Below are 26022 nucleotides of genomic sequence, written 5' to 3' on the forward strand. Positions count from 1 at the left end.
GCCTCCTTGATGACGGTGGCTCTGGAATGAAACCCGGTTTGTCTTGCATCTTATCCTGACTGAATTGGTTTGTGCAACCCTTAGGAAGGAACATGGCCTGTGCTGTTCTCCAGTTGCTGCATGCGAAAGTAGAGCCCTTTTTTGCCCATCAGCTCATGGTGGCTGCCCGATTCGGCGATGCGGCCCTTTTTGACCACCAGGATGCGGTGGGCGTGTCGGGCCGTGGAGAGGCGGTGGGCGATGAGGAAGGTGGTGCGGTTTTCCATGAGTCGGGACAGGGCCGCCTGGATCTCCGATTCGCTCACAGAGTCCACATAGCTGGTGGCCTCGTCCAGGATGAGGAGCTCAGGGTTTTTCACAAAGGCCCGGGCGATGGAGAGGAGCTGGCGTTCCCCGCTGGACAGGGGACGGCCCCCTTCGGTGAGGAGGGTGTCGAGGCCCTGGTCCAGCCGGTCCAGGACAAAGCCGCATCCGGCCTGGCGCAGGGCGGCGTCAAGGGCTTCGGGGGCGGGGGGACGGTCCGGGTCGGGGAGGATGTTCTCCCGAATGGTACCGGCAAAGAGGAAGGGGTCCTGCATGACCATGGCGATGCGGCTGCGCCACCTTTGGGGATCCAGCTCGGCCAGGGGGCGGCCGTTGACCCGGATGGTGCCGCCCTGGGGATCCCAGAACCGGACAAGGAGGCTGACGATGGATGTCTTGCCCGCGCCCGTGGGGCCCACGATGGCGATGGTTTCTCCTTTTTTTGCGGCAAAACTGACGTTGGAAAGAACGGGCTCTCCATCGGTGTACCCAAAGCTGAGGTCGTCAAAGGCGATGGTGTGGATGGGCGCACCCGGGTCTCCGCCGGGCTTTTCGTCGTCTGCCATGGGTGTGTCGAGGATGAGAAAGAGGCGCTCGGCAGATGAGAAGGCGTTCTGGAGGATGTTGTATTTTTCGGCGATGTCCCGGATGGGACGGAAGAACATGCGCAGGTAGCTGATGTAGGCCACAAGGACTCCCAGGCTGGCAAAGCCCCCTAAGACCCGGTAGCCCCCGTAGAAGATGATGAGCCCCAGGGCCGTTGCGTTGAGCACCTCGATGACGGGCATGAAGAGGGCAAAGATGCGCACCTGGGCCATGCCGGCGTCATAGTGTCGGTCCGAGAGGTGTCTGAAGGCGGCGTCGGTCTCTTTTTCCCGGGCAAAGAGGCGGATGACGCTCATGCCGCCGATGGTCTCGGCCAGGTGGGCGTTGATCTCGGCAATGCGCACGCGCAGGTCCCGGAAGGCGGAGCGGGACCGGCGGGCAAAACCGATGGCGGCGGCCACGGCCACGGGGATGACGATGAGGGTGACGGCGGCCAGCCGATAATCAAGGATGATCAGCATGGCCAGGATGCCAGCCAGCAGGAAAATGTCTTTAAAGACAAAGGTGATGACCGAGGTGAACATCTCCCGCAGGTTTTCCACGTCCCCTGTAAGGCGGGTCACTACGCGGCCCGTGGGGTTTCGGTGGTACCAGGAGACCGGGAGCTTGCGGATGTGGGTGAACAGGGCCAGGCGTAGGTCGTGGATGATCCGCTGGCCCATGATCTCCAGGACAAAGGTCTGGCAGAAGCCGAAGAGGAAGTTGAAAAAGAGGGCCCCCAGAAGAAGCAGGGCCGCCTTGACGGCCCCGTTGATGTCGGCCGCCCGCAGCCTCAGGCGGGTCTCGGGGTCGGCCTTGTCCAGGGCGGTCCTGGGGATGGCAAGGGTGCCGCCACCTTTTGACCGGAGCTCAGGGTGGGCGAGTAGGAACCGGTTGACCGCAGGGTCGGAGGTGTCCACGGCAATCATCCGGGTTTCGGGCCTGCCCGGGTCTGGCACGATGTAGCGGTCCAGGGCCTCTTTGGTGATCCAGGGGATGGAGAGGTCAAGGACCGTCAAAACGATCACCAGGAGCAAAGCCGCCGCCAGAAGCTTCCGGTGGGGGGTGATGAAGGGAATCAGGCGGCCTGCCAGCCGGTAGTCCTTGGACTGGGTGATATCTGTCTCTTCGATGTATCCGCCCCTACGCATGGTCTGCCTCCTCGATTTCCAAGGCCAGGCTCTGGAGTCGCCAGGTTTCCCGGTAGTAGTCGTCCGTTTTGAGCAGGTGCTCGTGGGAACCCCTGGCGCGGATGCGCCCCTCTTCCATGACGAGGATCTCGTCGCAGGGCACGATGGCGGCAAATCGGTGGGACGCCACCACCAGGGTGCGGCCTGTATCGGCAAACACGGCCTCGATGATGTGGTGGGCGGTGCGCGTGTCCACCTGGCTGACAGGATCGTCCAGGATGAGAACGGGGGACGGATCGTAGAGGGTCCGGGCCAGGGCCACCCGCTGCTTCTGGCCGCCGGAGAGCATCACCCCCTTTTCGCCTACGATGGTGTTCAGCCCGTCTTCAAACCCTTCGATGGTTTGGGCAAGGCATGCCTCGGTAACGGCCCGGTCCAGCTTGCGGGCATCCGCATGGGCCCCGGGCCCGCAGATGTTCTCTTCGATGGTGCCGGAGAAGAGCCAGGGTTCCTGGGGCATGAAGCGGACAAGGCGCCTCACGTCTGCCGTGGCAAGGTCGGGCAAGGGCACGCCGTCCATGCGGATGGTCCCGCCCGTGGGGTCGTAGAGGCGGACCAGAAGGGAGAGCAGGGCGGTCTTACCGCTTCCCGGCGGCCCGACAACGCCCACGCTTTTGCCGCTCTCCACGGCCAGGGAGATGTGCCTCAACACCTGCCTGGAGCCGTTAAAGGAGAAGAAGACCTTCTCCATGTCCAGGCGGCCTGTGGGGTTTGCAATGGGGGTGGGGTGACGGGGCTCGGCCACCTCGGGGCGCTCGTTAAAGATCACTGCCAGGCGGTCCAGGGAGGCTTTTCCCCGCTGGACGAGGTTGGTCATCCAGCCCAGGGCCATCATGGGCCAGGTGAGAAGGCCCAGGTAGCTGATGAAGGCCACGAAATCTCCGGGAGAGATCCCGCCGGTGATGACAAGCCGCCCGCCTGCCCCCACCACGATGGCCGTGCCCATGCCCGAGAGAAAGATCATCAGGGGCATGAGGCTCCCCGTGACCCTGACGAGGCGCAGGTTGCGCCGTACGTAATCCCCGGAGAGATCCTTCAGCCTGTGGTCCACCTGTTTTCCCCTGCCGAACACCTTGACCACGCGGATTCCGTCCACCGCCTCCCTCACATGTTCGGTGATGGCGGCAAGCCCCTCCTGCACCGCCTTGTGGCGGGCGTGCATGCGCCTGCCGAACACCCGGGCGCTCAGGACGATAAAGGGCATGGGGATCAGGGCCATGAGGGTAAGCCCCGGATGGATCCAGGCCATGAAGCCGATGGCCGCGCCCCCTAAGACCACGGCGTCGGTGACGGCGACGATGCCCATGCCCGTTGCCATGCGGATGTTGTTGATGTCGCTGGTGGCGTGGCTCATGAGGTCCCCGGTGCGGGTGGTGTCGAAGTAGCGGGCGTCCAGGGTGAGCAGGTGGGAAAACAGATCGCTCCGGATGGCCCGCTCCACCCGCCGGGAGGTGCCGATGAGGCAATGGCGCCAGCCGAACCGGAACACGCCGATGAGCATCGCAAAACAAACGATGATGCCGCCGTCCCGGGCAAGGAGATGCGGCGTGGCCGTGCCCGCGGACAGGGCGTCCACGGCGTGCTTGACGATGCGGGGAATAAAGAGCTGAAAGGCGTCCACGCCAAGCAGGAAGAGAAGCCCTGTGGCAATGCGACGCAGGTTTGCTCGAAAGTAAGGACGGATCAGGTCAAAGGCAGTCATGGCATATCCACGGAAACAAGGGTGGCAGGTGAGGTGATTCACAGTTCAAAATGGGGATTAAATGGCGGGAAGTCAAGGGCGTTGGGGCATGAGTATCGACCAGACAACGGCGAAAAAAAACATGCCTCCGGCGGCCCTGCCGGGGGCCAAACTTTTAAAAAGTTTGACAAACAAGTCTTAAATACGCCTTTTCAGGTTCCGTCGAAGTTATGTTATGGAGCTTTTTTTAAAAGAAACGACCCGCCAGAGGCTGATCGGTTAAATCCATAAAGGCAAGAGACAGCAATGTATTCTGTTGCGTCGAAGCTTGTGAGCCAGCCTGCCCACACCATCAGCGTTTGTGCCGGGCGAAGCCCGAGCCGAAGGCCCGTGCGCTTTGGCCCGAGGAACGAGGGACAAAGCGCAAGGGCAATGAGCTTTCGAGGTGGCTCACCTCGCCGCCGGAGGCTTTTTTTTATCCCGTCATTCCGTACTCCGCCCGTTCGATGAGTTCGATCTGCTGGGCGTGGTTGAGGCGGACGAAGTAGGCGTTGTAGCCGGAGATGCGGACGATGAGGTTGGGGTAGTGTTCCGGGTGGGCCATGGCGTCTTTCAGGGTGCGGGAGTCCACCACGTTGAACTGCATCTGCATGCCTCCCATGCCGAGGTAGGCGGTGACGTATGCGGCCATGGTATCCACGATCTTCTGGCGGTTTTCCCCTGGTTTGGGGACGAGTTTAACGTTGAAGGCGATGTTGTTGTCCATGTGGACGGGGTTGAGTCGGGCCACATCGGAGATGAAGTCGAGGTAGTTGGCCGAGGCGTGGGGTTCCGGGGTGAGGCCGGGGGTGAAGGCCTTGCCGGCCAGGCGCCCCGAGGGGAGGGTGCCGGAGAGGGCGCCGTAGGCCACGTGTTGGCTCATGGACCAGAACCCGCAGGTGTAGGGGCCGCCGCGGTGGTTGGTAAAATCGTGGTAGGTGGTGCTCAAAAAATGGGTGATTTCGTTGCAGAGGGAGAGGGCTTCCTTGCTTCCGGACCCGAACAGGGGCACGTGGTTGCAGACCAGCTCGCGGATGTGGGGCGTTTGGGCGAACTGGGTGTCCACGGCCTCTTTGAAGGTGGCAAGGGGGATGCGTTTGTCGTCGAAGACGAGTTTTTTGACGGCCAAAAGGGAGTCGGTGACATCGGCCAGGCCGATGTTGGAGGTGCCCGAGCTGTTGTATCGCGCGCCTCCCTGGGTGATGTCCGTTGCCGCGTCAAGGCAGCCGTCCATGAGGAGGCTCAAGAGGGGCGTGGGGCGCATCTCCGCGTGGAGGGCGGCGTAGGTGTTGTTTAAGGTGACGGCGTGCTGGATAAGAAAGCGCTGCTGGGTTTTCCAGGCGTTGAAGAAGGCCTCGAAATCGGAGAAGTGCTCCGGTGTGCCGGTGCGGGGGCCGAGCCGGGTGCCGATGAGGGGGTGGACCCCGTTGTTCAGGGCCATTTCCAGGCCTGCCACCAGGTTCATGAGGATGGAGCCCGTGTGCCCGGCGTGGCGACCGGTGAGGGTGGGTTCCACGCATCCGATGGCACACCAGTCGTTGGCGTGCTCTTCGGGGTAACCATGCTTGGCCAGGGACGCGGCAACGGCCAGGTCGTTGTGCAGGGAGGGGGTGGCCCCGGTGGTGTAGTTCACCTCGCAGAGGCGCTTGATGTAGGTGGCGCTGTTTTTTTCCGGGTGGATGCGGGCGTTGACGTTGGGGTCGTGGATGGAGAGCATCTCGGTGACCTTTAAGAGGATGTAGGTCATGTCGCAGACCCCGTCCTCCCCCCGGGGCGTGACGCCCCCTAAAGTGACGGCCTGATCCGGGGGCGAGCCCCCGAAGAGGTGGTTGCCGATGTCCGGGCTCATGGGCATGTGGTCGGTGAGACGAAGAAAAAAGGCACAGCACAGTTCCAGAGCCACTTTAATAAAGGCGTCTCGCTCTTCCCGGGAGGTGCACCGGGCCATGTCCGAGAGGAAAAAGGGCTGGAGGAGGCGGTCGAGGCGGCCCATGGAGAGGCCGGTGTCGGTGTTTTCCATGTTGAGGGCGATCCAGGTGGTCCAGAGGCTCTGGAGGGCCTCGTGCAGTGTCGTTGCCGGGTGGCGGGGGACCCTTGCGCAGACCCGGGCAAGGTGGGTGAGCTCTTTTTTCCGGGCGGGGTTTGGGGCTTTGGCGGCGCACTCTTCGGCTTCTTGGCAGAGGGCATTGGCATAGGCATCCAGGCCGTCAAGCATGTGGGACATGCCCGAGAGGGTTCGGGACTGCCCTTGTGTGAGCCCGGGCCCTCCTTGCCTCTCCTTGATCTTGGTGCGCAGCCCCGTGGTCCCAAGGGAGAGGATGGCGGGAAAGTCCGGGGCTGTGTGGGATACCCCCACGGACTTCCAGCAGAAGTAGGCCACCCATTTTTCATCGATTTCAAGGGGGGTGAGGTCCTTTAACCGGTTTCTTGCCTGTTCCCGGACGTTCCGGTGGATCCAGAAGGGAAAGAGGTCGTGGAGTGCTTTTTTGGTGGACGGAGAGATATCGTAGGGGTTGAGTTCCCGGCGGTGGACGGTGTCCAGCTCGCTCCAGATGGAGGTGCCGTGGGTATCGGGGTAGATGGCGACCCCGCACACCGGGTCCGATGTGGTGGTGCCCGCCAGGAGTTGTTCTGCCTGGATGACAGGCTTCTTGGACTTGAGGACGTGGGCCAGGGCGAGGCCCTGCCGTTCCACCGGGTGCCAGGCGGTGCCGTCGGGGCGGGTCTCGTAGCCGTTTTTGCGGTGCCAGGCCGTAAGGGCTGCGGCCCGCTCCGGGCAGATGCGGGGGCGTGCATTCAGGTGGCGGGACAGAAGGGCCTCAATGCGGGGAAAGTCGTCCAAATTCCAGTGTGAAAGATAGGGGTCTTGTAAATGGCGCACGCCGGGGTCGCCTTTGGCAACCGCCCTCAAGTGGTGGCGGGCTCGCCGGGCAAGCCCGGCGTGGTTTTCGGGGCGATCCGCGGGCGGGGTGTCGGTGAGGCTCATTCGTGCAAGGGCGGAGGCCTTTTTCCGGGCGCGTCCCTGCAGGGGGGATGCCAGCAGCGCCACCAGCCTGTTGACCAGCTGGATGTACGCCAGGTTGCCCGAGGTGCGGATGCGGTTTCTCAGCATCATCACCATCACTTCACTGGGGGGCAGGAGTACCAGATCCGCCAGGCTCTTCTCGTCCCGCGCCGTGAGGCAGGCGTCTGCCCCTTCGGGGATGGGCGACACAACCCGGCAGCGGCCGTTATTAAACACCAGGGCCTGGGCCACGCTTCCGTTTTCTGTGGATACCCCCACGCTGAAATCCATCCATCCTTCAGGGGATTTTAATTTATTTCGCACATGGGGCATCACACGGAAAGCCAGGGCAAGGCCTGTCAACACCCACCGCGTCAGGCGGTCCGGCGTGAACACACGATGTAAAAGGGAACAGTCAGGCATGGCGGCTCCTTTCTCTCATGAACAGCTGCTGGGCGATGTGGGCCATGCAGGCGTCCGGGCCTTCTGGCTCAAGGGGAAGGGACTGTGGTGCGGTGGAACAGTGTTCACCTTATCACCGGGCCGACGGCATATCAAGTGAACGCCGGGGCTTGTCTTTTCAATGGCCCTGGTGACGGTGGGTGAGGGGTCACCAACGGGGTGCCGGTGGTTACCGCAGGAAAGGGAAATCGGTTTTGTTTGTCTGAAAGATGATGGGTGTGATATTCTAATGATCTGAAATTATGGTGCTATATCGGCGTGTGGGGCCCTTGTCTGATGGAAGGGCCGTCCAGGGGGCATAAAATTTTATAACGTCTGGAAATATGCGCTGTGAAAGGCTTTGCACGGTTTTTTAGTAAAAAGGCAAAAAAAGTGTTTGACAGGAGGCTTCCGAGGTCTTTAAAACTTCATACATGTCAAATGTCGACATTTGGAACGGGCGCAAAGGGGAGTCCCCTTTTCCCCCTTCAATGATGGACATGATAACCCAACATAATGAAGGATATCACGCATTATGACCCAGCCGATCCAGACGCCCGACGCACCCGCAGCCGTAGGCCCCTACTCACAGGGGATCGTTTCCAACGGTTTTGTTTTTGCCTCAGGTTGCCTCCCCATTGATCCCGCCACCTCCACCATGGTGGAAGGGACCATCGCCGAGAAAGCCACCCGCGCCCTTGAAAACCTCAAGGCCGTTGCCGAAGCAGGTGGAAGCTCCCTCGACAAAGCCGTGAAGGTGACGGTGTTCCTTGCGGACATCGCCGATTTTGCCGAAGCCAACAAGGTGTACGCAGAATATTTCAAAGAGCCTTATCCGGCCCGAAGCGCTTTTCAGGTGGGCGCGCTGCCCCTGGGCGCCGCCATCGAAATCGAGGCGATTTTTGCTGTGTAAATGAATATCCGGGCGGTGATGGTACCCATGATCGCCCGTATTTAAACGGACCTTGCAGATAGATCCGATAAACGCTTATTCCCTCCCAAATAAGGAAATAAAGACCATGAATTTCACTAAATTTCCCCGTCGCGGTTACCTCCAGGGCCAGACTCCTGTCGAGCCCATGAAAAACCTCAGCAAAGCCCTCGGCGGCGAGGTGAACCTCTTCGTCAAGCGTGACGACCTGCTCCCCGGTGCGTCCGGCGGCAACAAGACCCGTAAACTCGACTTCTGCATCGCCGACGCCATCGAGAAGGGTGCCGACACCATCATCACCTGCGGTGCCATCCAGTCCAACCACTGCCGCCTTACTGCTTCCTGGGCTGCCAAAGAAGGCCTCGAGTGCCACCTCGTTCTCGAAGAGCGCGTCAAGGGCTCTTACAAGGAAGACGGCAGCGGCAACAACTTCCTCTTCGAACTCCTTGGCGTGAAGTCCAAGCGTGTTGTTGAAGGCGGTTCCGACATGATGGCTGAGATGGAGAAGACTGCTGCAGAGCTGAAAGCTGCCGGCAAGAAGCCCTACATCGTTCCCGGCGGTGCTTCTAACCCCATCGGTGCCCTGGGTTACGCTGCATGCGCCGAAGAGCTGATGAACCAGCTCAACGACATGGACCTGAACATCGACTACGTTGTTGTTCCCTCCGGTTCCGCCGGTACCCACGCCGGTATGGTTGTGGGCATGACCGGGATCAACGCCAACATCCCCGTCATCGGCATCAACGTGTCCCGTACCAAGGAAGCCCAGGAAGAGATCGTTTTCGGTCTGGCCCAGAAGACCGCTGAGCTCCTCGACGTCAAAGGCGGCGTTGCCCGTGAAGACGTGGTTTGCTACGGCGACTACGTCGGCCCCGGCTACTCCCTGCCCACCGACGCCATGGTTGAGGCCGTGAAGCTGTTCGCCGGTGAAGAGGCGATCCTCCTCGACCCCGTCTACACCGGTAAAGTGGCTGCCGGCCTGGTAGACCACGTACGCAAGGGAACCTTCCCCAAAGGCTCCAACGTTCTCTTCCTCCACACCGGAGGATCCCCCGCCCTCTACGCTTACCTGGACACCTTCAGGTAGCATTCGGCGAGTGAGATCGTAAATTTCCGCAGCACCGGTGAAGGTTATCCGGTGCTGCGGTTTTTTTGTTTGTGCCGGTCCGCAGGGCCAGGTGCCCTGGAATGTGCAGGCGCGTGAGTTTCGGTTGATCTCACGGAGAATATGTTGCATAAAATGAGTGCAAACGAATCAATAACCCAACACCGGTCGTTCCCCTGACCAGGGAGCCCGGAGCCCGTAACGGAATATAGATGCACCATGGCGGAAATCAAAACGTACAGTGAGCAGGTAACCGAGTACATCAAGCGATCGATTCTGGAAGGGTCCCTGAACCCCGGTGACAAGGTCAACGAGGTGCACGTAGCCGCCAGCCTTTCCATCAGCCGGGCACCGGTGCGGGAGGCGCTTCAGATGCTGACCCGTGACGGGCTCATCGTTTCTGTCCCCCAGAAGGGCAAGTTCATCAACTGCCTGACCAAAAAGCAGATCAAAGAGAGCTACTTTACGGGTGGGGTTCTGGAAGGCGCTGCCGTTGCCGCCTCCATCGACGAGTTTACCGAGAATGATTTCGACACCCTCCAGGCCATTGTGGACCGTATGGAGGTGGTGGCCTCCATGGAGACGGCCGCCGATTACATGCCCGCCCTGGACGACCGGTTTCATGAGGTCCTCTTTTCCAAAACGGACAACACCCTTCTAGTGGAACTCTCCCGGCGCTACTGCCACGGCCTCTCCAAGTTTCTCCTCTTCCGGTACTGGCGTAATCTCTTCTCACCCCGTACGGTCTGGCTTCGCCACAAATCCATTGTGGACGCGCTGAAAACCCGGGACAAGGTGGTTATTGAGAGGGCGCTTCGCGAGCACTACATTGAATCGGGTGAGCGCATGTCCATGTACGGGTGCGAGCAGGACAACCCGTTGTGTAAGATTTGCAGGTAAAGCAGGTCATAGGTAAGGCAGGTCATAGGCTATAAGGTGGTGGCTGGGCGTGGATTGTGGATCACGGCAGGGGCCTGTGACGCAGCAACAGTCGCCGTATTTTTTCCCGTTTTTCTCCATTCTTTCATCCCCCATGTCCGAAGCACGGACTCCTCTACCATCCCTTCCGGTAAACCGGCAGATACAAATCGGTATATCCATTCAATCTATGTCCTCATGGGGCTTTGCTTTTCAGGTTTATTGCATTCTCTGGTGGGCGTCGTCAGTTCTCAATACAAGGGAAAGGAACAATACATTGCATCAGGGGCTCTTTCGTTCCCAGGCTCCGCCTGGGAATGACGCAGGGAGGCTCTGCCTCCACGATTGAAGTCGCTTCACCCTGTCTGTTTTACCCATTATGCCGCTATGCTCCGCACCGGCAAGGCAGAGGCCTGTTTCTAATGGGTTTTGAACAGGGCGGGGACGTTGCCTTTGGCAGGCTCCGAGGTGATGCGGCCTGTGTTGGGGTCCATGTGGCGGAGGGTGACGCCGTCGGGGCGGTCGAAGCGGGCGGGGGGGCTGTTTTTCCAGGCGGTCTCCATGAGATCGGTCCAGATGGGCAGGGCGGCCCGGGCACCGGTTTCGATGCGGCCCAGGGTGGTGTAATTGTCGTTGCCCACCCAGACCCCTGCGGCGACGTAGGGGGAGAAGCCCAGAAAGAGGGCGTCCCGGTAGTTGTCGGTGGTACCGGTTTTGCCGGCCAGGGGTTTGCCCACGCGCAGGGCGCGTTTGCCTGTACCTTCGGTGACCACGGCGGCGAGCATGTCCGTGACCACGGCGGCGTCTTCCCGGGAGATGGCCACGGCATGGCTGGGGCGGCCCTCCCAGATGACCCGTCCGTCCCGGTTTTCGATGCGGGTAATGGCCATGGGCTCGGACTTGATGCCCTGGTTGGCAAAGACCGCATAGGCCCGGGTGAGATCCATGAGGGTGGTTTCCGAGGTGCCCAGGGCCAGGGAGAGGTTGTTGGACAAAGGCGAGGTGATGCCCAGGCGGCGGGCAAAGGCCGCCACATTGGCCACGCCCAGGGAGTCGGCCAGGCGTACGGCCGGGATGTTCTTGGAGAGGGCCAGGGCCTTTCTCAGGGTGATTTCACCGCTGTATGTTTTGGAGAAGTTCTTGGGCTGCCACGGCTTTTTCCCCCGCCCCATGGAGAAGGAGACCGGGGAATCCAGGATGAGTCGGTTCTGATCGATGCCCTTTTCCACGGCCAGGCCGTAGATAAAGGCCTTAAAGGAGGAGCCGGGCTGGCGCTTGGCCTGGGTGGCCCGGTTGAAGTGGCTTTTCTTGAACTCCCGGCCCCCGGCCATGGCCAGGATGCCGCCGGATTGAACGTCCATGGCAACAAAGGCACACTGGGGCGCCGGGTTTTTGATGCGGTGTTTCTTCATGCGGGCCTCAAGGCGGGCCATGTTTTTGGCCATGGAGGCTTCCCCTGCCCTCTGGAGGGAGAGGTCCAGGGTGGTGCGGATGGTGAGGCCGTCCCGGTAGAGGCGGTCCAGCCCCACGATGCCGGCCAGCTCGCCTTTGAGGTAGTCGATGAAGTAGGGGGCTTCGAGGACCCTTCCGCGTCCGCGCTTACCGGCCAGGGCCAGGGGTTCGGCCAGGGCTGCCTTGAAGGCCGGGGTGGTGATGCGGTGGCGGTCGTGGAGAAGCTTCAGCACGAGGTTGCGCCTGCGGATGGCCTTTTCCGGGCTCACCAGGGGCGAGTACCGGGACGGAGACTTGGGAAGCCCTGCCAGCAGGGCGCACTCGGCCAGGGTGAGTTCGGAGACCCCTTTATCGAAGTAGATGTTGGCGGCGGACTCCACCCCATAGGCCCCGCTGCCGAAGTAGATCTGGTTAAGGTAGAGCTCCAGGATCTCTTTTTTGGTGTAGCGGCGCTCCAGCTGGAAGGCGAGCATCGCCTCCTTGAGCTTTCGGTCGATGCTCTTTTCCCGGGTAAGGAAAAGGGTCTTGGCCAGCTGCTGGGTGATGGTGCTGGCCCCTTCCACAAAGTTCCGGGCGATGATGTCCTTGACGATGGCCCGGGCGATGCCTTTTAAGTCCACCCCGTTGTGGTCGTAGAAGTTTCGGTCTTCGGTGTTGATGATGGCGTTTTGCAGGTGGGTGGGGACGATGGCAAGGGGCACCGGGTCCCTTTTTTCTGCGTAGAATTCGGCCAGGAGGGCCCCTTCCCTGGAGTAGACACGGCTCACCGACGAGGGCTTGAAGGACTTTAACGCCTCAATCTGGGGCAGGTCCCTGGTGGTCCCGAAAAAAAGGCCGGCCATGAGGCCGGCCGCGGTGCCGATGACAACAACGGCGATGACGGTCAATGCAAAGCGTCGATTCATGGGGTCATACTACGTTGGGATCTATTAAAAATCAACGGCTTCCTTGACGGAGAGCAGGCGGTCGATCATCTCGGCGAGGCCTTCGTCGGTAAAGGGCTTCATGAGGATGGCGTCCACGGGGCTGGCGCCGTCCCCTGCAGGGGGGGCAGCGTCGCTCTGGGTGGTGACCATGAGAATGGGCAGGCGCGAGCTGTCCGCATGCCTGCGCAGCTGGGAGGCCAGGGTGAACCCGTCCATTTCGGGCATGTTGAGGTCTGTCACCACCAGGCGCGGGGCCAGGGCCGGGATCTCCCGGGCGGCGGTCTCCGGGTTCTCGAAGGTGGCGACTTCATAGCCCAGGCCGTTGAGCTTTTTCATGTAGAGCATGAGCATCATCTTGGAGTCGTCCACACAGGCGATGAGGGGGCGGCTCACGCCGGAATCGGCGGTGGCTTTTTTGACCCGGTCGGCAAGGGCCTTGAATCGCTTCTTGGTCAAAAAGGCCACGCAGTGGGCCCGCACGTCCGGGTGGGCGTGGCGGATAAGGTGGGTCTCGGTGAGCCCCTCAAACCCGTCGATGGTCAGGAGAAAGCGCAGGGTGTTGTCCGACTGGGAGTCGATGAGGGCCCCCACCACCTTGGCGGCGATGTCGTCCCCGAAGGAGACGATGTTGGTGATGCCCTTGATCAGGGGGGTGGAGATGTTGCGGTCCACGGCTCGGGCCGCGGACATGCGCACGGCCTCGGAGTCGTCTGCCAGCCCCCGGGCCAGGTGGAGGGCCCATTTGGGGGAGGGGAGGCGTCCGGCCGCTTCGTACACGGCGTAGCGGATGTTGGGATCCCGTGGCAGGGATGCCAGCAGGCTCAGCAGGGGAGGCAGGGCCTCGGGGGCCCCGCACCGGCCCAGGGCGTTGACCGCGTGGATTACCAGGTCGGTGTTGTCGCTTTTGAGCTGGGCGGACAGGGCGCAGACCCCTTCGCTGCCTGCAGCGGCAAAGATGTCGATGGCCAGGTTGCGCAGGGTGTGCTCTGTGGATCCCAACAGAGCGGCCACCGCAAAAAAACCGGGTTTGCCCGTGAGGGGCAGGGTTTCGGCGATGCGTTGCCCCTGGTCCCGGTTCTCTTCGCAGAGGCGCTTGATGAGCATGGGCCCGTCCTCGCCGGACAGGCCGAGGGTCGCTCTCAGGGCAGCGGTAAGGACCAGGGGCGAGCGGCTGGTGGCCACCAGGTCCAGAAGGCGCGGCAGGGCCTGGGGCAGGTCCAGCTCCACCATGGCGTCGGCCCAGAAGGAGAGGCGGTTCTCGTCCATGGGCCCGAAGGTGTTGCCGGCCAGGAACTGGCCGATGATCCACTCCACCTCCATGCGGTTGCCTTTTTTCCTCAAATCGTTGGTGAGGAACTTGACGATGGGCAGTCCCGGAGACTCGCAGCTCAGGAAGAGCTTTTTGAGGGTGGTGTGCTTCATCGTTTCGGAGATGGTGGTGAAAAAGGGCATCAGCGCGCAGCCCTTGACCGCGTCGTTAAAGTCGATGCAGTGATTCAGCTCTTCGATGTACTGGCGTTCTTGTTTATCCATGGACGGCCCTCGATGGGGTCACGCGGGGCGCCGCCGAAGGGGAGGCGTCCGGCAATTGATAAAACGTGGAGTTCAGGTAACGCATGGGGACAAAGGGCGACTCCTCCTGGGCAAGGGATTCTGTGGATCCGATGAGGAGGCAGCCGTCGGGCTCGAGCTGGCGGGAGAGGTTGTCGAAGAGCCGCAGCCTATCTTCACGTGTGAAGTAGATGGCCACGTTGCGGCAGAGGATGATGTCGAATTTGCCGAGTCCGGTCAGGGGGCCGAGCAGGTTCTGCTTGCGGAAAGAGACCATGCTGCGGATGTCGTCGTTGATCCGGTAGCCGTCCCCCTTGGGGGTAAAGTATTTGCCGAGGCGGGCCGGTGAGAGGCCGCGGGTGACCTCAAACTGGCTGTAGAGGCCGTAACTGGCCCTGGCGATGGCCGCATCGGAGATGTCCGTGGCCAGAAGCTGCAGGTCGATGCCCGGTTTGGGCAGGCCCAGCTCCCTGAGGACCATGGCCGTGCTGTAGATCTCCTGGCCCGTGGAGCTGGCGCTGCTCCAGATGCGGATGGTGACCCGGCCCCCTTTTTTGCTCTTGCGGTCGATGAGGTCCGGGATCAGGCGGTGCTGAAGCAGGTTGAAGGGTGCGTTGTCCCTGAAAAAATAGGTCTCATTGGTGGAGATGGCGTCGATGATCTTTTTTTCGAGGGTCCGGGACGCTTCGGTGCGGGAACGGGTGAGCAGCTCCTGGTAGGAGCGGCAGCTGTATTCCGCGGCAAGCTGGCCCAGCCGGGTTTCGATGAGGTACTCCTTGCCTGCGGCCAGGGTAATCCCCGAGATCCCATAAATGTATTTTGAGAGCGCTTGAAATTCGCTTTCGGTGACCTTCAGTCTGTTCATCGGACCTGCTTGTTGTTGCGATGTGGTTGCCGTTTCAGAGTCCTTACGGGGCGGTGGAAACACCTTCCCTGTGCGCCGTGGTGTCGTATACGGCGCCGGGACTCGGTCAAATGGGTGAAAGGCATTATTTGAGCGTGCCCATCAAGGCGCGGGCCATGTCCGGGAGGGGGACCACCTTGTCTGTGATCCCGGCCTCGGTGGGTGCCTTGGGCATCCCGTACACCGTGCAGCTGGCCTCATCCTGGGCCAGGATGACGGCGCCGTTTTCGTGCATTCGCTGCAATCCCTTGAACCCGTCCTGGCCCATGCCGGTCATGATGATGCCGGTGGCCCGTCCCACATAGTGGTCGGCCACGGAGCGGAACAGGTAGTCGGCCGAGGGTCGGCAGCTGTTTTCCGGGGGATCGTTGGTGATGCGGACCATGCGATGGGTTCCGTCCCGGTGGGCCTCCACGCGCATCTGCTTGCCTCCCGGGGCGATGAGGGCCAGCCCCGGTTTCAGGAGATCACCGTCTTCGGCCTCCTTGACCTCGATGGCGCATTTGGTGTTGAGGCTGCCCGCAAGGGACTTGGTAAAAACCGGGGGCATGTGCTGCACAATGAGGATGGGCACCCCGATATCGGCCGGAAGTTTGGGGAGCATGGCAGCAAGGGCGTTGGGACCGCCGGTGGAGATGCCGATGGCCACCACCTCGGAGGGGCGGCTCACCGTGCGGGTGATGCGCCTCGGAGGCGGTGTGGCCGGGGTTGCGGCCGGTTTGGGTCGTGCCTCCCGCGGGACGGCGGTGCGTGCCAGGGTGGCCCGTGCGTTGTCCAGGCGCGATCGGAATTTCTTCTCCTGGATGAGCGCGGTGACCGCCGGTGTGAGCTGGGTGCGGATCTTTTCGACGTTTTCCGCGGCGGTTCCGGACTGGGGCTTGGTGATGAAGTCAAAGGCCCCCAGCTCCAGGGCGCGGATGGTCATGTCCCCGCCGGTGGTGGTGAGGGTGGAGAGCATGATGATGCGGGGCAGCTTCATGCCCGTTTTTTTCAGCTCTTGCAGGAGCTCCAGGCCGTTCATCTCCGGCATCTCGATGTCCAGGGTGATGAGGTCGGGCTTGAAGGTCTTGATCTTGGTCAGGGCAAATCGCCCGTTGGCCGCGGTACCGCATACTTCGGCACCCGGAATGGACGCGATGACGTCTCCGACAACTTTACGATAGAGAATGGTATCGTCAACCACCAGTACTCTGATGGGATCCATGGCGATTCCTCCAGGAAACAAAAGAAGGGGTTAAGGGCTCGGAACCAACGGATTCACGGGGTACCGGCAGGGGCCGGACAATCCGGCATGCTGGCCCATGCCAGCATGCGCACCCCAATGGGCTCCGGGCTGCGACGACCGCAGTGCGGAGGCACGGGGACCTCCCGCAGGAGGTCCCTTGTCCGTTGTTCTGCCGAAGGGTCCACACGACTCCGGCGAAGGTGACCTATCACCGAACGAAGATCGGGGCGACCCTTTTTTGTTTACGCTCCGTCGGGTGGCTGTGCTTACCCTTCGGTGAGGACCCGTTCGATGTCCAGGACACCGATGAGGCCCGCTTCGGTCTTGACCACCCCTTCGAAGTAGCTTCCTTCGATACCGCCCAGGTTGGCGGGGGGAGGCTCCACGTGGCTGGGGTCGGCGCTCATCACGTCGCTGATGCGGTCCACCAGCAGGCCGATGTGCTCACCCATGGAGTCCACGATGATGTTGCGGTTGTCCTTGTCCCGGGTGATGGGGGAGAGCCCCGTCTTGAGGCCGAGGTCGATGACCGTGACGATGCGCCCGCGCAGGTTGAGGACCCCCACCACGTAATCGGGGGACTGGGGCACGCCGGTGACCTCGGTCTGCTTGTTTATTTCCTGTATCTTGAGGATGTCGATGCCGCACTGGGCCTCCCCTACGGAGAAGGTGGCCAGTTCCAGCATGGACGAGTTTCCGTTTTTTTTAGCCTGTTCATTCATGGTGTCTCTCCTAACGCTGATGGGGTTGCACGGCTACAGGGAGTATTCCCGAACCACATCGATGAGCTTTTCCCGGTCCAGCTTGATCTGGTAGCTGTCGATGCCGGCCTCCTTGCCTTTCTGGATATCCCGTTCGCTGGCAAGGGAGGTGAGGGCCACCACGGGCAGGTGCCCGAAGGTTTCCGAGGCTTTGATCTTTTTGGTGAGTTCAAAGCCGTCCATGTTGGGCATCTCCAGGTCGGTCAGGATGACGGTGAAGTCGTCCACCCCTTTGTTGAGGTAGTTCCAGGCCTCGGCCCCGTCTTCGGCGGTGGTGACGATGAACCCTTCGTCGGCCAGGAAGTCGGAGACCTGATTGCGGAAGAAGGCCGAGTCTTCGGCAAAGAGGACGCGGATTTCGCCGTCTGTGGTCGTGGTGTCCGGACCGGTGGGGCGGTTCTCCTCAAACCAGGTGGGGTTCACCGTGCGCACCAGCTCGAAGATGTCCACCATGAGGGTGGTGTGGTCCCCCACGATGAGGGAGCCCATGATCCCCTCCTGCTTGAGGGTGGAGGCGTCCACGTTGAGGTCCACTTCCACGGCGTCCACAGGGGGCGTGACGAGAAGGCCTGTTTCCCGGCCTCCCACGCGGAAGACCACCACTTCGTACTGGTCGCTCTCCGGTACCGGGGCCACGTTGGCCACCTCGGAGACCTCGTTCAGGGGCAGGGTGCCGCCGCGGTACTGAATCACCCGGCGTCCGCCCACCTCTTCGATCTCATCGGATTTTATGCGCTCAATGCGTTCCACCAGGTTGAGGGGGGCTGCGAAGTGTTCGGCCTCGCCCCCTTTGAAGGTGAGCAGGGCCGTACGGTCGCTGCCCGCGTTGTTGCGTTCGTTGGCCGAAGCCTCTTCGGCGGCGCTGATGGTCTTGGATGAGGTCTCGTTGAGGGAGCCCATCTTGGCCAGGGAAGCCACGTCCAGGATGAGTGCCACGCGGCCGTCGCCCATGATGGTGGCTCCGGCGTAGCCGTCGCATTTGCTCAGGTGGCGGCCCAGGGGCTTGACCACGATCTCTTCGGAGTCCCGCAGCTCGTCCACCACCAGGCCGTATTTGAAGTTGCCGGCGGAGACCACGGCGATGTTGATGGCGCTGTCGCTTCGGTAGCGCCGGTCCTCACCGCTTCGCATGTCTCGGATCTCTTCAGGGAGGTCGTCTTCGTTCTGGCGGCGGTCGGCCAGGTTGCGGCGCTTGTCCGGGTAGACCTTGCCGTCTTCCGGGTGGACAAAGGTGGGGGCGATGTCCAGCAGGTCGGTGAGGCGCAGCAAGGGCAGAAGGGCCCCGCGGAGCCTTACCACGTCGGCATTGCCCACCTTTTCGATGCGGTCCTTTACCTGGGCCGCGGGGATGCGCAGGAGCTCGTCTAAGTTCACCTGGGGGATGGCGTAGCGCTCGTTCTCCACGGAGACGATCTGGCTGGGGATGATGGCCAGGGTCAGGGGGAGCTTGATGAGGATGGTGGTCCCCTTGCCGGGCTTGGAGTGGATGTCGATGATCCCGCCGAGCTTGTCGAGGTTGGTCTTGACCACGTCCATGCCCACGCCGCGGCCGGAGACGTCCGTCACCTGGCGTGCGGTGGAAAAACCCGGGAGGAAGATGAGGCCCACCTTCTCCTTGGTGCCCATGACGGCCACGTCGGATTCGCTGAGCAGTCCCTTGCGGATGGCTGCCGCGGCAATGGCGTCTCCGTCGATGCCGCCGCCGTCGTCGCTGATCTCGATGTTGACCTGTCCCGCTTCGTGGAAGGCCTTGAGGAAGATGCGTCCCGTGGGGTTCTTGCCCAGGCGGGCGCGGTCTTCCGGGGACTCGATGCCGTGGTCCACGGAGTTTCTCACCAGGTGGGTGAGGGGGTCGTTGATGGATTCGATGATGGTCTTGTCGAGCTCCACGTCCTTGCCCTCGATGAAGAGGTCCACCTTTTTGTTCAAGGTGCCGGCAAGGTCCCGGACCACGCGGGTGAATTTGTTAAAAACGTTGGATATGGGCTGCATGCGGGTACGCATGATGGCCTCCTGGAGTTCGGAGGTGATCATGTCGATGCGCTGCCCGGATGTTTCCACGGCCCGCGTGTTGCTTCCGGTGATGCCCTGCATGAGCTGGTTGCGGCTGAGGACCAGTTCCCCGGCAAGGGTCATGAGGGTGTCGAGGAGCTCCAGGTTGACCCGGATGGAGGTCTGGCCCTTGCTTCGGGTCTCCATCTCCATGGGCTTGGCTTCGTGTTCGTCCACCCTGACGGGGGTGGGGACAGCCTGGGGAACCGGCTGGGGCGCGGGTGCGGCCACCGGTTCCGACGGCTCGGCCGGTGCGGGGGCGCTGGGGGCTGCCGGAGCCGCTGCGGACTCGGCCTCCTCGATGATCTGGTCCATGGCAGCGTCACCGCCGCCCAGAAGCGGGGTGATGTCCTCCACGGCGGATTCGTCAAGCTCGGCCAGCAGGGGCGCGATGTCCGGTTCGATGATGGAGGCGAAGAGAACGAGGAAGGGGCGGTCTCCCTTGGCGTCGGCGGGAACCGTGGGGTCGGTGGAGTCCAGGATCATGCCGCTGTTGCCCAGGGTGTTCAGGACCTCGTTGACCACCTTGCCCTGATCGGCGATGTCCCGGTTCAGGTCGTAGGTGAGTCGGTAGACGTATTTGCCCTGCCGGAGAAATTTGTCCAGCTCCTCTCTGTCCACCTCAAAGGCGGCCAGGGGATCTTCGTCGTCTTCGGTTGCGGGGGGGGCAGGGGCCTGTGCCTCGGGCTCAGCGGGAGCCTCGGGCAGGCTGTCGATGGCGACGAGGGCATCGACAAAGGTGGTGATGTCCGCTTCGTTGCTCGTCTCGATGTTGTTGACCAGGTCCGTCAGCTTGTCGAAGGCGGTGAGCAGGGTGCTGATGACCGCAGGGGCCGGGTCCAGCTCACCGTTGCGCATCATGTTCAGGACGTTCTCCAGGTTGTGGGAGAGCTCCTTGACCGTGGTGAGGCCCATGAACCCTGCGCCTCCTTTAATGGAGTGGGCTGCACGGAATACGTTGTTGATCAACTCTTCGCCGTTTTCAAGTCCCGCCTCCTCAATGGCCAGGAGGTCGCTTTCAATATCCGAAAGGTGCTCCAGGGACTCTTCCACGTACATTCTTAGGGTGTCGTCGTCTTCAAAAATCATTGCATATACCTCCAGCTCAGCCGGTCAGGTGCATTTGGATGCCTTGTCCGTTGGACGTGTTATTCATTCGCTTAATCGTACTTATCGGCAGGAAGGGAAGATTACTTACCCTTTTTTTTACAGCAACGGTGATTTCAAATGACTTCGGTATGATGGGGGATTCGGGACAAAAATATGCGGGAAATGAACAGGGCGAGTCGGGTAAATTGCTGTTTGGTAAGGAAATACGGGCCGGATCTTTTGTTTGCCTTTCCTCGGCAACTTCCATATAATTTGCCCGTTCATTGACCGGGTACACAGATTTTTCTGAGAGAACGGGCCTTGTATCCATCCCCTTGTCCCATTGGAGTTTGAACTATATGACTGGTTTTCTGACGGTTTCGTGGGGCGCGGCCTTTGCTGCGGGCCTGCTGTCGTTTTTTTCCCCGTGCGTGTTGCCCCTGGTTCCCGCCTATTTCACCTTTATAACAGGTCTCTCCCTGGAGGAACTCCATGCCGGTGGGGCCGGGGTGCGAAAGCAGGTGATCCTCGCCACCCTGGCCTATGTGTCGGGGTTTTCCCTTGTGTTCGTGCTTTTGGGAGCGGCGGTCTCTTCCCTCGGCGGGCTGCTCTACGACAGCAAGGAGTGGCTCCGCATCGGCGGAGGAATCCTCGTGATCCTCTTCGGGCTTCACTTTCTGGGGCTCCTCCGTGTTCCCAGCCTGCAGGTGGACAAGCGCCTGAGGGTACGGCACAAGCCCCTGCACCTTTTCGGGGTGTTTGTGGTGGGCATGGCCTTTGGCGCGGGGTGGAGCCCCTGCATCGGCCCCATGCTGGGGTCCATCCTTGTCCTTGCCGGCAACCAGGAGACCGTGGCCCGGGGCATGGGGCTCCTGACGGTCTATTCGGCGGGTCTGGCCCTGCCCTTTGTCCTGATTTCTGTTTTTATCCACGCCATGTTGAATTTCATGAAAAAGGCGCGCAAGGTGCTGCCCTATGTGAACAAAGTGGCCGGCGTCCTGCTTGTGGCCGTAGGGATTTTGCTTCTGGGCGGGTATATCAATGCCCTTGCAATCCCCTGATCGTTATGCTGTTGTAAAAGGAGCGCTTTTGTTCCTGCCGGACCCCTCCGGCTATGGGCAAAGGCGATAAACCGAACCCATCGATGCCCGGGTGACCGGTCACGGTGGGAGAACCCATCCGGAGGATACCCATGCGCAACGCATTGATATCGTTTGTGGCGGCCCTGGCCTGCCTGCTGTTGACCGACACGAGCGCCCTTGCCCTGGACACCACCCCCGGCGGCATCCAGTGGAAGTCGTATCAGGAAGGGGTGGACCTGGCTGCGTCCAGCGGCAGGAAAATATATGTCAATTTCCATGCGGCCTGGTGCAAGTACTGCACCCTCATGGCCGAAACCACCTTTCAGTCCGAAAAAGTGATCGCCTACTTGAACGAAAATTTCGTTCCGGTGCAGGTGGATGCGGACCGGGAGAAGGAGCTGGCCCGCAAGTATCGGGTGAGGGGGCTGCCCTACAGCCTGTTCCTCGATGAGAACGGGGCCCAGATCAGCTTCATGAATGGATACCTGGATGCCGAGACCTTTCTGGAACGGCTCCAGTTCATGGCCAACGAGGGGTATAAACGCTAAATGGACACCACGGCCCCCTTTGATGTGAATTACGCGCGGGAGATGATTCGTACGACGACACACCCCGATTCCATCGGAGACCACCTGAAAAAGGCCTCCGTGTTTATGCTCATGCGGACCCCTGAGACCGATCCGACGATCCTGGCCATTTTAAAGGCCGACAACAAGGGATACCCCTGGGCCAACCAGGTGGCGTTTCCCGGCGGACACCAGGACCCGGTGGACGCCTCACCCCTCTCCACGGCGTACCGTGAGCTGAGGGAAGAGACGGGGATCCTGCCCGACCAGGTGGATTATGTGGGCTCTCTGGGTCACTTCCAGACCATCAAGAACACCGAGATCGAGGCGTTTTTCGGGATCTGGCACGGGGAAGAGGAGGAGGTGGTCTTCGACCCCTCTGAGATCGCCCGCATTGTCATGATTCCCCTGGGAGAGGTGGTGAAAGCCCACCATGACAAGGCCTATTCCGGCCGCGTGCCGGGGTGGGATGAGCTGCAGTACCCGGTGGAAGACATGGCCGTGTGGGGCGCCACCGCCCGCATTTTTCACTATTTTACGGAGCTGCTGCTCGTGTAGGCCTGCAGCGGACGCGGGGCTTTGGCCCGTGTCCCTCTTGAAACGACCAGACAAACTGCCCTGCGGGCGCACGCGCACCCGCAGGGCAGTTTTTTTGTGCCGTAAGGCATGGGGCTACAGGCCCTATTTGGTGAAGAGCTTGATGCGGATGGCGTGCAGGAGGATGGAGACGAAGATCCAGACCGCCAGGACAATGAGCAGGGCCGGGACCCAGATATGGGCTTCCCACATGGGTTCCGACAGGCAGACATCCAGGCCCACCCCGCCGAAAATGGCCGACACAATGGCGATGATGAGCAGCAGGCGCGTGGCCGTCCGGGACCGGTACAGCCCGCCGATGGCCCGCCTGATGTCGGGGGGCGTCTTTTCTACCAGCCGTTTGTCGGCTCGTTTGTCGTCGAACATGGCAATCTCCTTGAAAGGGCTGCTTAGGGCCCTGGATGGACCGTTTTTTACCCGGGGCCGTCGTACCGTCGGGCACCGGCAACGCGGCAAAGCATAACACGCCTTTGCCCCGGGCGGGGCGGCTTTTTTGGCCTTGGGGTACGATGGCTTGCTGGGCGGCGTATCCTCTGCTGATTCCAGGTTAGGACGGACATAAAAAAACAGGGGTGCAACGGGTGTTTACAGGCGTGGCCATGTGTATACTGGCTTGATTTTTTTCAAGATATGGCTGCTGGTGGTCCGGAGGGGGAATATACAACATGTGGGAGAATAGGGTTGACACTGACTATATATTGTGTAAACTTGAGCTGTCGCTGGGGCCAATACCAGGCCGGCGACATCCCCGGGTCACAACCTGACACCCGATTTTTCCATGCCGCCCTCTCCTGGGGCGCGGCAGGCTGAAAACCGAGTTCTCGGAAGCCCGAACAATCAGAACATTTCATGACGACATGGGGCAACAGAGGCAACCATGGCAAGGTATTTACCCGGAGCTGACTCCAGGGGCCCTTTCCCATGGGCAATGCCCGGTCCCCAACTCACTGAATGAGGAACATCCGATAAGATAATCCATGACGGCGTCGGTGGCTCACGGCAGGAAGGGTTCTGCCAGGCGGGTCCGGCGTCATGTCACGTCGTTGCCGGTCTCACATTAGGGCGTAGTTGATCCCTGCCTTGAGGGCTGTCGATCGGCATCATTCCACACAACAATTCGATGTAAGCAGTCTTTACAACATACAAGAGGAGATGGTGGTTACATAGTCTGCGGCTGTCCATGGGGATGCGTGCGTGCATTGCGGTTCCCCGGACCGTTCCGAACCGTCGGAGCGCGGCTATGCAACCGGAACCCTGACCTGACCGGTACGAGTGAGAGATGCGGCCTTTAGGCATAAGGTGCAAGAGGGCTCTCCGCCGTGTGGTCTGTGTAAACCTGTGAACGTTAAAGATGAAGAAGGGGTAGGCATTTGTTCGAACGAATCAAAAAACGAAACGGTAGCGTGGTGGAATTTGACTCTTCCAAGATTACGGCGGCCATCGCAAAAGCGGGGAAAGCCACAGGGGAGTTCGGGGAGCGGGAAGGCAAGATGCTGACCATGAAGTTTCTCTCCATGGCCCGGACCCTGCGTCTGGGGGCGGTTCCCGACGTGGAGGAGGTCCAGGACATTGTGGAGCGCGTGCTTCTGGATTCCCCGTTTTACAAGACCGCCAAGGCGTACATCCTCTACCGTGAGCAGCGTGCCCAGATTCGGAACATCACCATCAAGGCCAACACCGAGCTGATGGATAACTACATCAAGAAGCTCGACTGGAAGATCAAAGAGAACAGCAACATGAGCTACTCTCTCCAGGGCCTGAACAACTACATCTCTTCGGACATCACCGCCGAGTACTGGCTCAACAAGATTTACCCCGAAGGCATCCGGGAGGCCCACAACCAGGGGCACCTGCATATCCATGACCTGAGCCTGCTCTCCGTATACTGCGTGGGCTGGGACCTTCAGGACCTCCTGCGCGTAGGGTTCAAAGGCGTGGCCGGCAAGGTGGAGAGCACCCCGCCCAAGCATCTGCGCACAGCCCTGGGTCAGATCGTGAACTTCTTTTACACCCTCCAGGGCGAGGCGGCCGGGGCCCAGGCCATCAGCAACTTCGACACCCTGTTGGCCCCCTTTATCCGTAAGGACAAGCTCTCCTACGGCAAGGTAAAGCAGGCGCTCCAGGAGTTTGTGTTCAACATCAACATCCCCACGCGTGTCGGTTTCCAGACCCCCTTTACCAACATCACCATGGACCTTGTGGTGCCCAAGAACCTCAAGGACACCCCCATCATCATCGGCGGGGAGGACCTTGAAGAGACCTACGGCGAGTTCCAGGAGGAGATGGACACCCTGAACCGCGCCTTTGCCGAGGTGATGATGGAAGGGGACGCCAAGGGCCGCGTCTTTACGTTCCCCATCCCCACCTACAACATCACCGAGGATTTCGACTGGGACAACCCCAACCTCGACATGATCTGGAAGATGACGGGCCGCTACGGCATTCCCTACTTCTCCAACTTCGTCAACTCCGACATGAGCCCCGACGACGCCCGGTCCATGTGCTGCCGACTGCGCCTGGACAACCGCGAGCTCCTCAAGCGCGGCGGCGGGCTCTTCGGCGCCAACCCCCTCACCGGCTCCATCGGGGTGGTCACCCTCAACCTGCCCCGCATCGGCAAAGAGGTGGAGACCGAGGAGGCCTTCATGGCACGTCTTGACGAGCTCATCGACCTGGCCAAGGAGAGCCTGGTGATCAAGCGCAAGATCCTGGAAGAGTTCACCGAAAAGAACCTCTACCCCTATTCCAAGTTCTACCTGCGCCATATCAAGGAGCGCTTCGGGATCTACTGGAAGAACCATTTCTCCACCATCGGCATCATCGGCATGCAGGAGGCCCTGGTGAACTTCATGGGCCAGGGCATCGCCGAGACCGAGGGCAAGGAGATGGCCCTGAGGATCCTGGACCATATCCGCGGTCGCCTGGAACAGCTCCAGGACGAGACCGGGGACATCTTCAACCTGGAGGCCACCCCCGGGGAAGGCACCGGGTACCGCCTGGCCATGAAGGACAAGAAGATCTATCCGGATGCGGCCTGCGCCAACGAAGAGGCCTTCAGGAACGGGGACGACCCCTTCTACACCAACTCCACCCACCTGCCGGTGAACTACAGCGACGACCTCTTTGAGGTGCTGGACCTCCAGGACGAGCTCCAGACCAAGTACACCGGCGGCACCGTGCTTCACATGTTCCTCGGGGAAGAGGTCTCCGATGTGGAGGCGGTCAAGTCCCTGGTGAAAAAGGTCTCCGGCAACTACCGCCTGCCCTATTTCACCCTGACCCCGACCTTCAGCGTCTGTCCCTCCCACGGCTACATCGCAGGGGAGGTGAAGACCTGCGAGAAGTGCGGCAGCGCCACGGAGATTTACTCCCGCGTGGTGGGGTACCTCCGGCCCGTATCCCAGTGGAACAACGGCAAGCAGAGCGAATTCTGCATGCGTGAAACCTTTAAGGTGGCCTAAATATCCGGGTTGGCCATGGCATGGGTCGCATCCCGTGCCGTGGCCCATGCGTTTCAGTACGTGCTCCCCGTGTCCGAAAGGGGAGCCGACATAAGGAACGGCCTTGTTGCCGAACCCTTGATCTGTGTATCGGGGCCGATTTCTCCTTGCAGGAAAGAT

General features: G+C 61.0%; 18 protein-coding genes. 7 read left to right on the top strand and 11 right to left on the bottom strand.

All coding sequences use genetic code 11. The features are described 5' to 3' along the window. Positions 1-80: 80 nt before the first annotated feature. From MSL71_RS09540 to MSL71_RS09550, 3 genes are all read right to left on the bottom strand, one after another. Positions 81-2039, bottom strand: coding sequence for an ABC transporter ATP-binding protein (locus MSL71_RS09540; RefSeq protein WP_180139453.1), 1959 nt, complete (start codon positions 2037-2039; stop codon positions 81-83). Beyond that, positions 2032-3780, bottom strand: a complete 1749-nt coding sequence (locus MSL71_RS09545; RefSeq protein ID WP_180139455.1) for an ABC transporter ATP-binding protein — start codon at positions 3778-3780, stop codon at positions 2032-2034. Before MSL71_RS09545 ends, MSL71_RS09540 begins: the two co-directional genes overlap by 8 nt. Before the next feature lie 454 nt (positions 3781-4234). Further along, positions 4235-7225: a pyruvate formate lyase family protein gene (locus MSL71_RS09550; protein ID WP_180139458.1), complete on the bottom strand. Its 2991-nt coding sequence runs from the start codon at positions 7223-7225 to the stop codon at positions 4235-4237. Positions 7226-7778: 553 nt separating this feature from the next. On the opposite strand from MSL71_RS09550, the gene MSL71_RS09555 reads away from it, so the two are divergent. The 3 genes from MSL71_RS09555 to MSL71_RS09565 all read left to right on the top strand — a co-directional run bounded on the left by MSL71_RS09555 (position 7779) and on the right by MSL71_RS09565 (position 10179). Next, a complete protein-coding gene (locus MSL71_RS09555; RefSeq protein WP_092208575.1) occupies positions 7779-8156 on the top strand; it encodes a RidA family protein in 378 nt (125 codons plus the stop codon). Positions 8157-8262: 106 nt separating this feature from the next. Next, entirely contained in the window at positions 8263-9261 is a 999-nt protein-coding gene (cuyA, locus tag MSL71_RS09560; RefSeq protein WP_180139461.1) for a D-cysteate sulfo-lyase, read from the top strand. Between the two features lie 237 nt (positions 9262-9498). Then, the gene (locus tag MSL71_RS09565; protein WP_180139464.1) at positions 9499-10179 is read left to right on the top strand and encodes a GntR family transcriptional regulator; all 681 of its coding nucleotides are present in this window, start codon (positions 9499-9501) and stop codon (positions 10177-10179) included. 437 nt (positions 10180-10616) lie between these two features. Here the strand turns inward: MSL71_RS09565 and MSL71_RS09570 are convergent, their stop codons facing one another. From MSL71_RS09570 to MSL71_RS09600, 7 genes are all read right to left on the bottom strand, one after another. Next, positions 10617-12554, bottom strand: coding sequence for a penicillin-binding protein 1A (locus MSL71_RS09570; RefSeq protein WP_180139467.1), 1938 nt, complete (start codon positions 12552-12554; stop codon positions 10617-10619). A 24-nt stretch (positions 12555-12578) separates the two neighbouring features. Continuing rightward, positions 12579-14108, bottom strand: a complete 1530-nt coding sequence (locus MSL71_RS09575; RefSeq protein ID WP_180139471.1) for a response regulator — start codon at positions 14106-14108, stop codon at positions 12579-12581. Next, on the bottom strand, positions 14101-14991 hold the full coding sequence (locus tag MSL71_RS09580; RefSeq protein ID WP_180139474.1) for a CheR family methyltransferase: 891 nt from the start codon (positions 14989-14991) through the stop codon (positions 14101-14103). Before MSL71_RS09580 ends, MSL71_RS09575 begins: the two co-directional genes overlap by 8 nt. Positions 14992-15115: 124 nt before the next feature. Further along, positions 15116-16234 carry a protein-glutamate methylesterase/protein-glutamine glutaminase gene (locus MSL71_RS09585; RefSeq protein ID WP_180139477.1) on the bottom strand — a complete coding sequence of 373 codons (1119 nt, stop codon included), beginning with the start codon at positions 16232-16234 and terminating at the stop codon, positions 15116-15118. 287 nt (positions 16235-16521) lie between these two features. Further along, the gene (locus MSL71_RS09590) at positions 16522-16977 is read right to left on the bottom strand and encodes a chemotaxis protein CheW (protein WP_092208591.1); all 456 of its coding nucleotides are present in this window, start codon (positions 16975-16977) and stop codon (positions 16522-16524) included. A 33-nt stretch (positions 16978-17010) separates the two neighbouring features. Beyond that, positions 17011-20157 carry a hybrid sensor histidine kinase/response regulator gene (locus MSL71_RS09595; RefSeq protein WP_218950994.1) on the bottom strand — a complete coding sequence of 1049 codons (3147 nt, stop codon included), beginning with the start codon at positions 20155-20157 and terminating at the stop codon, positions 17011-17013. A 16-nt stretch (positions 20158-20173) separates the two neighbouring features. Beyond that, positions 20174-20488, bottom strand: coding sequence for a hypothetical protein (locus MSL71_RS09600; protein ID WP_180139480.1), 315 nt, complete (start codon positions 20486-20488; stop codon positions 20174-20176). 28 nt (positions 20489-20516) lie between these two features. Between MSL71_RS09600 and MSL71_RS09605 the strand changes: the two genes are divergently transcribed. From MSL71_RS09605 to MSL71_RS09615, 3 genes are all read left to right on the top strand, one after another. After that, the gene (locus tag MSL71_RS09605) at positions 20517-21218 is read left to right on the top strand and encodes a cytochrome c biogenesis CcdA family protein (RefSeq protein WP_180139483.1); all 702 of its coding nucleotides are present in this window, start codon (positions 20517-20519) and stop codon (positions 21216-21218) included. Between the two features lie 131 nt (positions 21219-21349). Continuing rightward, on the top strand, positions 21350-21787 hold the full coding sequence (locus MSL71_RS09610; protein WP_180139486.1) for a thioredoxin family protein: 438 nt from the start codon (positions 21350-21352) through the stop codon (positions 21785-21787). Further along, positions 21788-22363 (top strand): NUDIX hydrolase, encoded by a 576-nt coding sequence (locus MSL71_RS09615; protein WP_180139489.1) that lies wholly within the window; start codon positions 21788-21790, stop codon positions 22361-22363. It begins immediately after the preceding gene. A gap of 123 nt (positions 22364-22486) precedes the next feature. Here MSL71_RS09615 and MSL71_RS09620 read toward each other — a convergent pair whose 3' ends face one another. Then, entirely contained in the window at positions 22487-22768 is a 282-nt protein-coding gene (locus MSL71_RS09620; RefSeq protein ID WP_180139492.1) for a hypothetical protein, read from the bottom strand. A 1004-nt stretch (positions 22769-23772) separates the two neighbouring features. Between MSL71_RS09620 and MSL71_RS09625 the strand changes: the two genes are divergently transcribed. Continuing rightward, positions 23773-25863 (top strand): ribonucleoside triphosphate reductase, encoded by a 2091-nt coding sequence (locus MSL71_RS09625; protein ID WP_180139494.1) that lies wholly within the window; start codon positions 23773-23775, stop codon positions 25861-25863. The last annotated feature ends 159 nt before the right edge of the window (positions 25864-26022 follow it).

The organism is Desulfoluna butyratoxydans (assembly GCF_900699765.1).
GTDB lineage: Bacteria > Desulfobacterota > Desulfobacteria > Desulfobacterales > Desulfolunaceae > Desulfoluna > Desulfoluna butyratoxydans.

Bases quoted from the DNA above. Each gene is read 5' to 3' on its own strand.
- MSL71_RS09570 (WP_180139467.1), bottom strand. From the start codon at position 12,554: ATGAATCGACGCTTTGCATTGACCGTCATCGCCGTTGTTGTCATCGGC.
- MSL71_RS09545 (WP_180139455.1), bottom strand. From the start codon at position 3,780: ATGACTGCCTTTGACCTGATCCGTCCTTACTTTCGAGCAAACCTGCGT.
- MSL71_RS09540 (WP_180139453.1), bottom strand. From the start codon at position 2,039: ATGCGTAGGGGCGGATACATCGAAGAGACAGATATCACCCAGTCCAAG.
- MSL71_RS09615 (WP_180139489.1), top strand. From the start codon at position 21,788: ATGGACACCACGGCCCCCTTTGATGTGAATTACGCGCGGGAGATGATT.
- MSL71_RS09590 (WP_092208591.1), bottom strand. From the start codon at position 16,977: ATGAATGAACAGGCTAAAAAAAACGGAAACTCGTCCATGCTGGAACTG.
- MSL71_RS09580 (WP_180139474.1), bottom strand. From the start codon at position 14,991: ATGAACAGACTGAAGGTCACCGAAAGCGAATTTCAAGCGCTCTCAAAA.
- MSL71_RS09575 (WP_180139471.1), bottom strand. From the start codon at position 14,108: ATGGATAAACAAGAACGCCAGTACATCGAAGAGCTGAATCACTGCATC.
- MSL71_RS09565 (WP_180139464.1), top strand. From the start codon at position 9,499: ATGGCGGAAATCAAAACGTACAGTGAGCAGGTAACCGAGTACATCAAG.
- MSL71_RS09585 (WP_180139477.1), bottom strand. From the start codon at position 16,234: ATGGATCCCATCAGAGTACTGGTGGTTGACGATACCATTCTCTATCGT.
- MSL71_RS09610 (WP_180139486.1), top strand. From the start codon at position 21,350: ATGCGCAACGCATTGATATCGTTTGTGGCGGCCCTGGCCTGCCTGCTG.
- MSL71_RS09605 (WP_180139483.1), top strand. From the start codon at position 20,517: ATGACTGGTTTTCTGACGGTTTCGTGGGGCGCGGCCTTTGCTGCGGGC.
- cuyA (WP_180139461.1), top strand. From the start codon at position 8,263: ATGAATTTCACTAAATTTCCCCGTCGCGGTTACCTCCAGGGCCAGACT.
- MSL71_RS09620 (WP_180139492.1), bottom strand. From the start codon at position 22,768: ATGTTCGACGACAAACGAGCCGACAAACGGCTGGTAGAAAAGACGCCC.
- MSL71_RS09555 (WP_092208575.1), top strand. From the start codon at position 7,779: ATGACCCAGCCGATCCAGACGCCCGACGCACCCGCAGCCGTAGGCCCC.
- MSL71_RS09600 (WP_180139480.1), bottom strand. From the start codon at position 20,488: ATGGATACAAGGCCCGTTCTCTCAGAAAAATCTGTGTACCCGGTCAAT.
- MSL71_RS09550 (WP_180139458.1), bottom strand. From the start codon at position 7,225: ATGCCTGACTGTTCCCTTTTACATCGTGTGTTCACGCCGGACCGCCTG.
- MSL71_RS09595 (WP_218950994.1), bottom strand. From the start codon at position 20,157: ATGATTTTTGAAGACGACGACACCCTAAGAATGTACGTGGAAGAGTCC.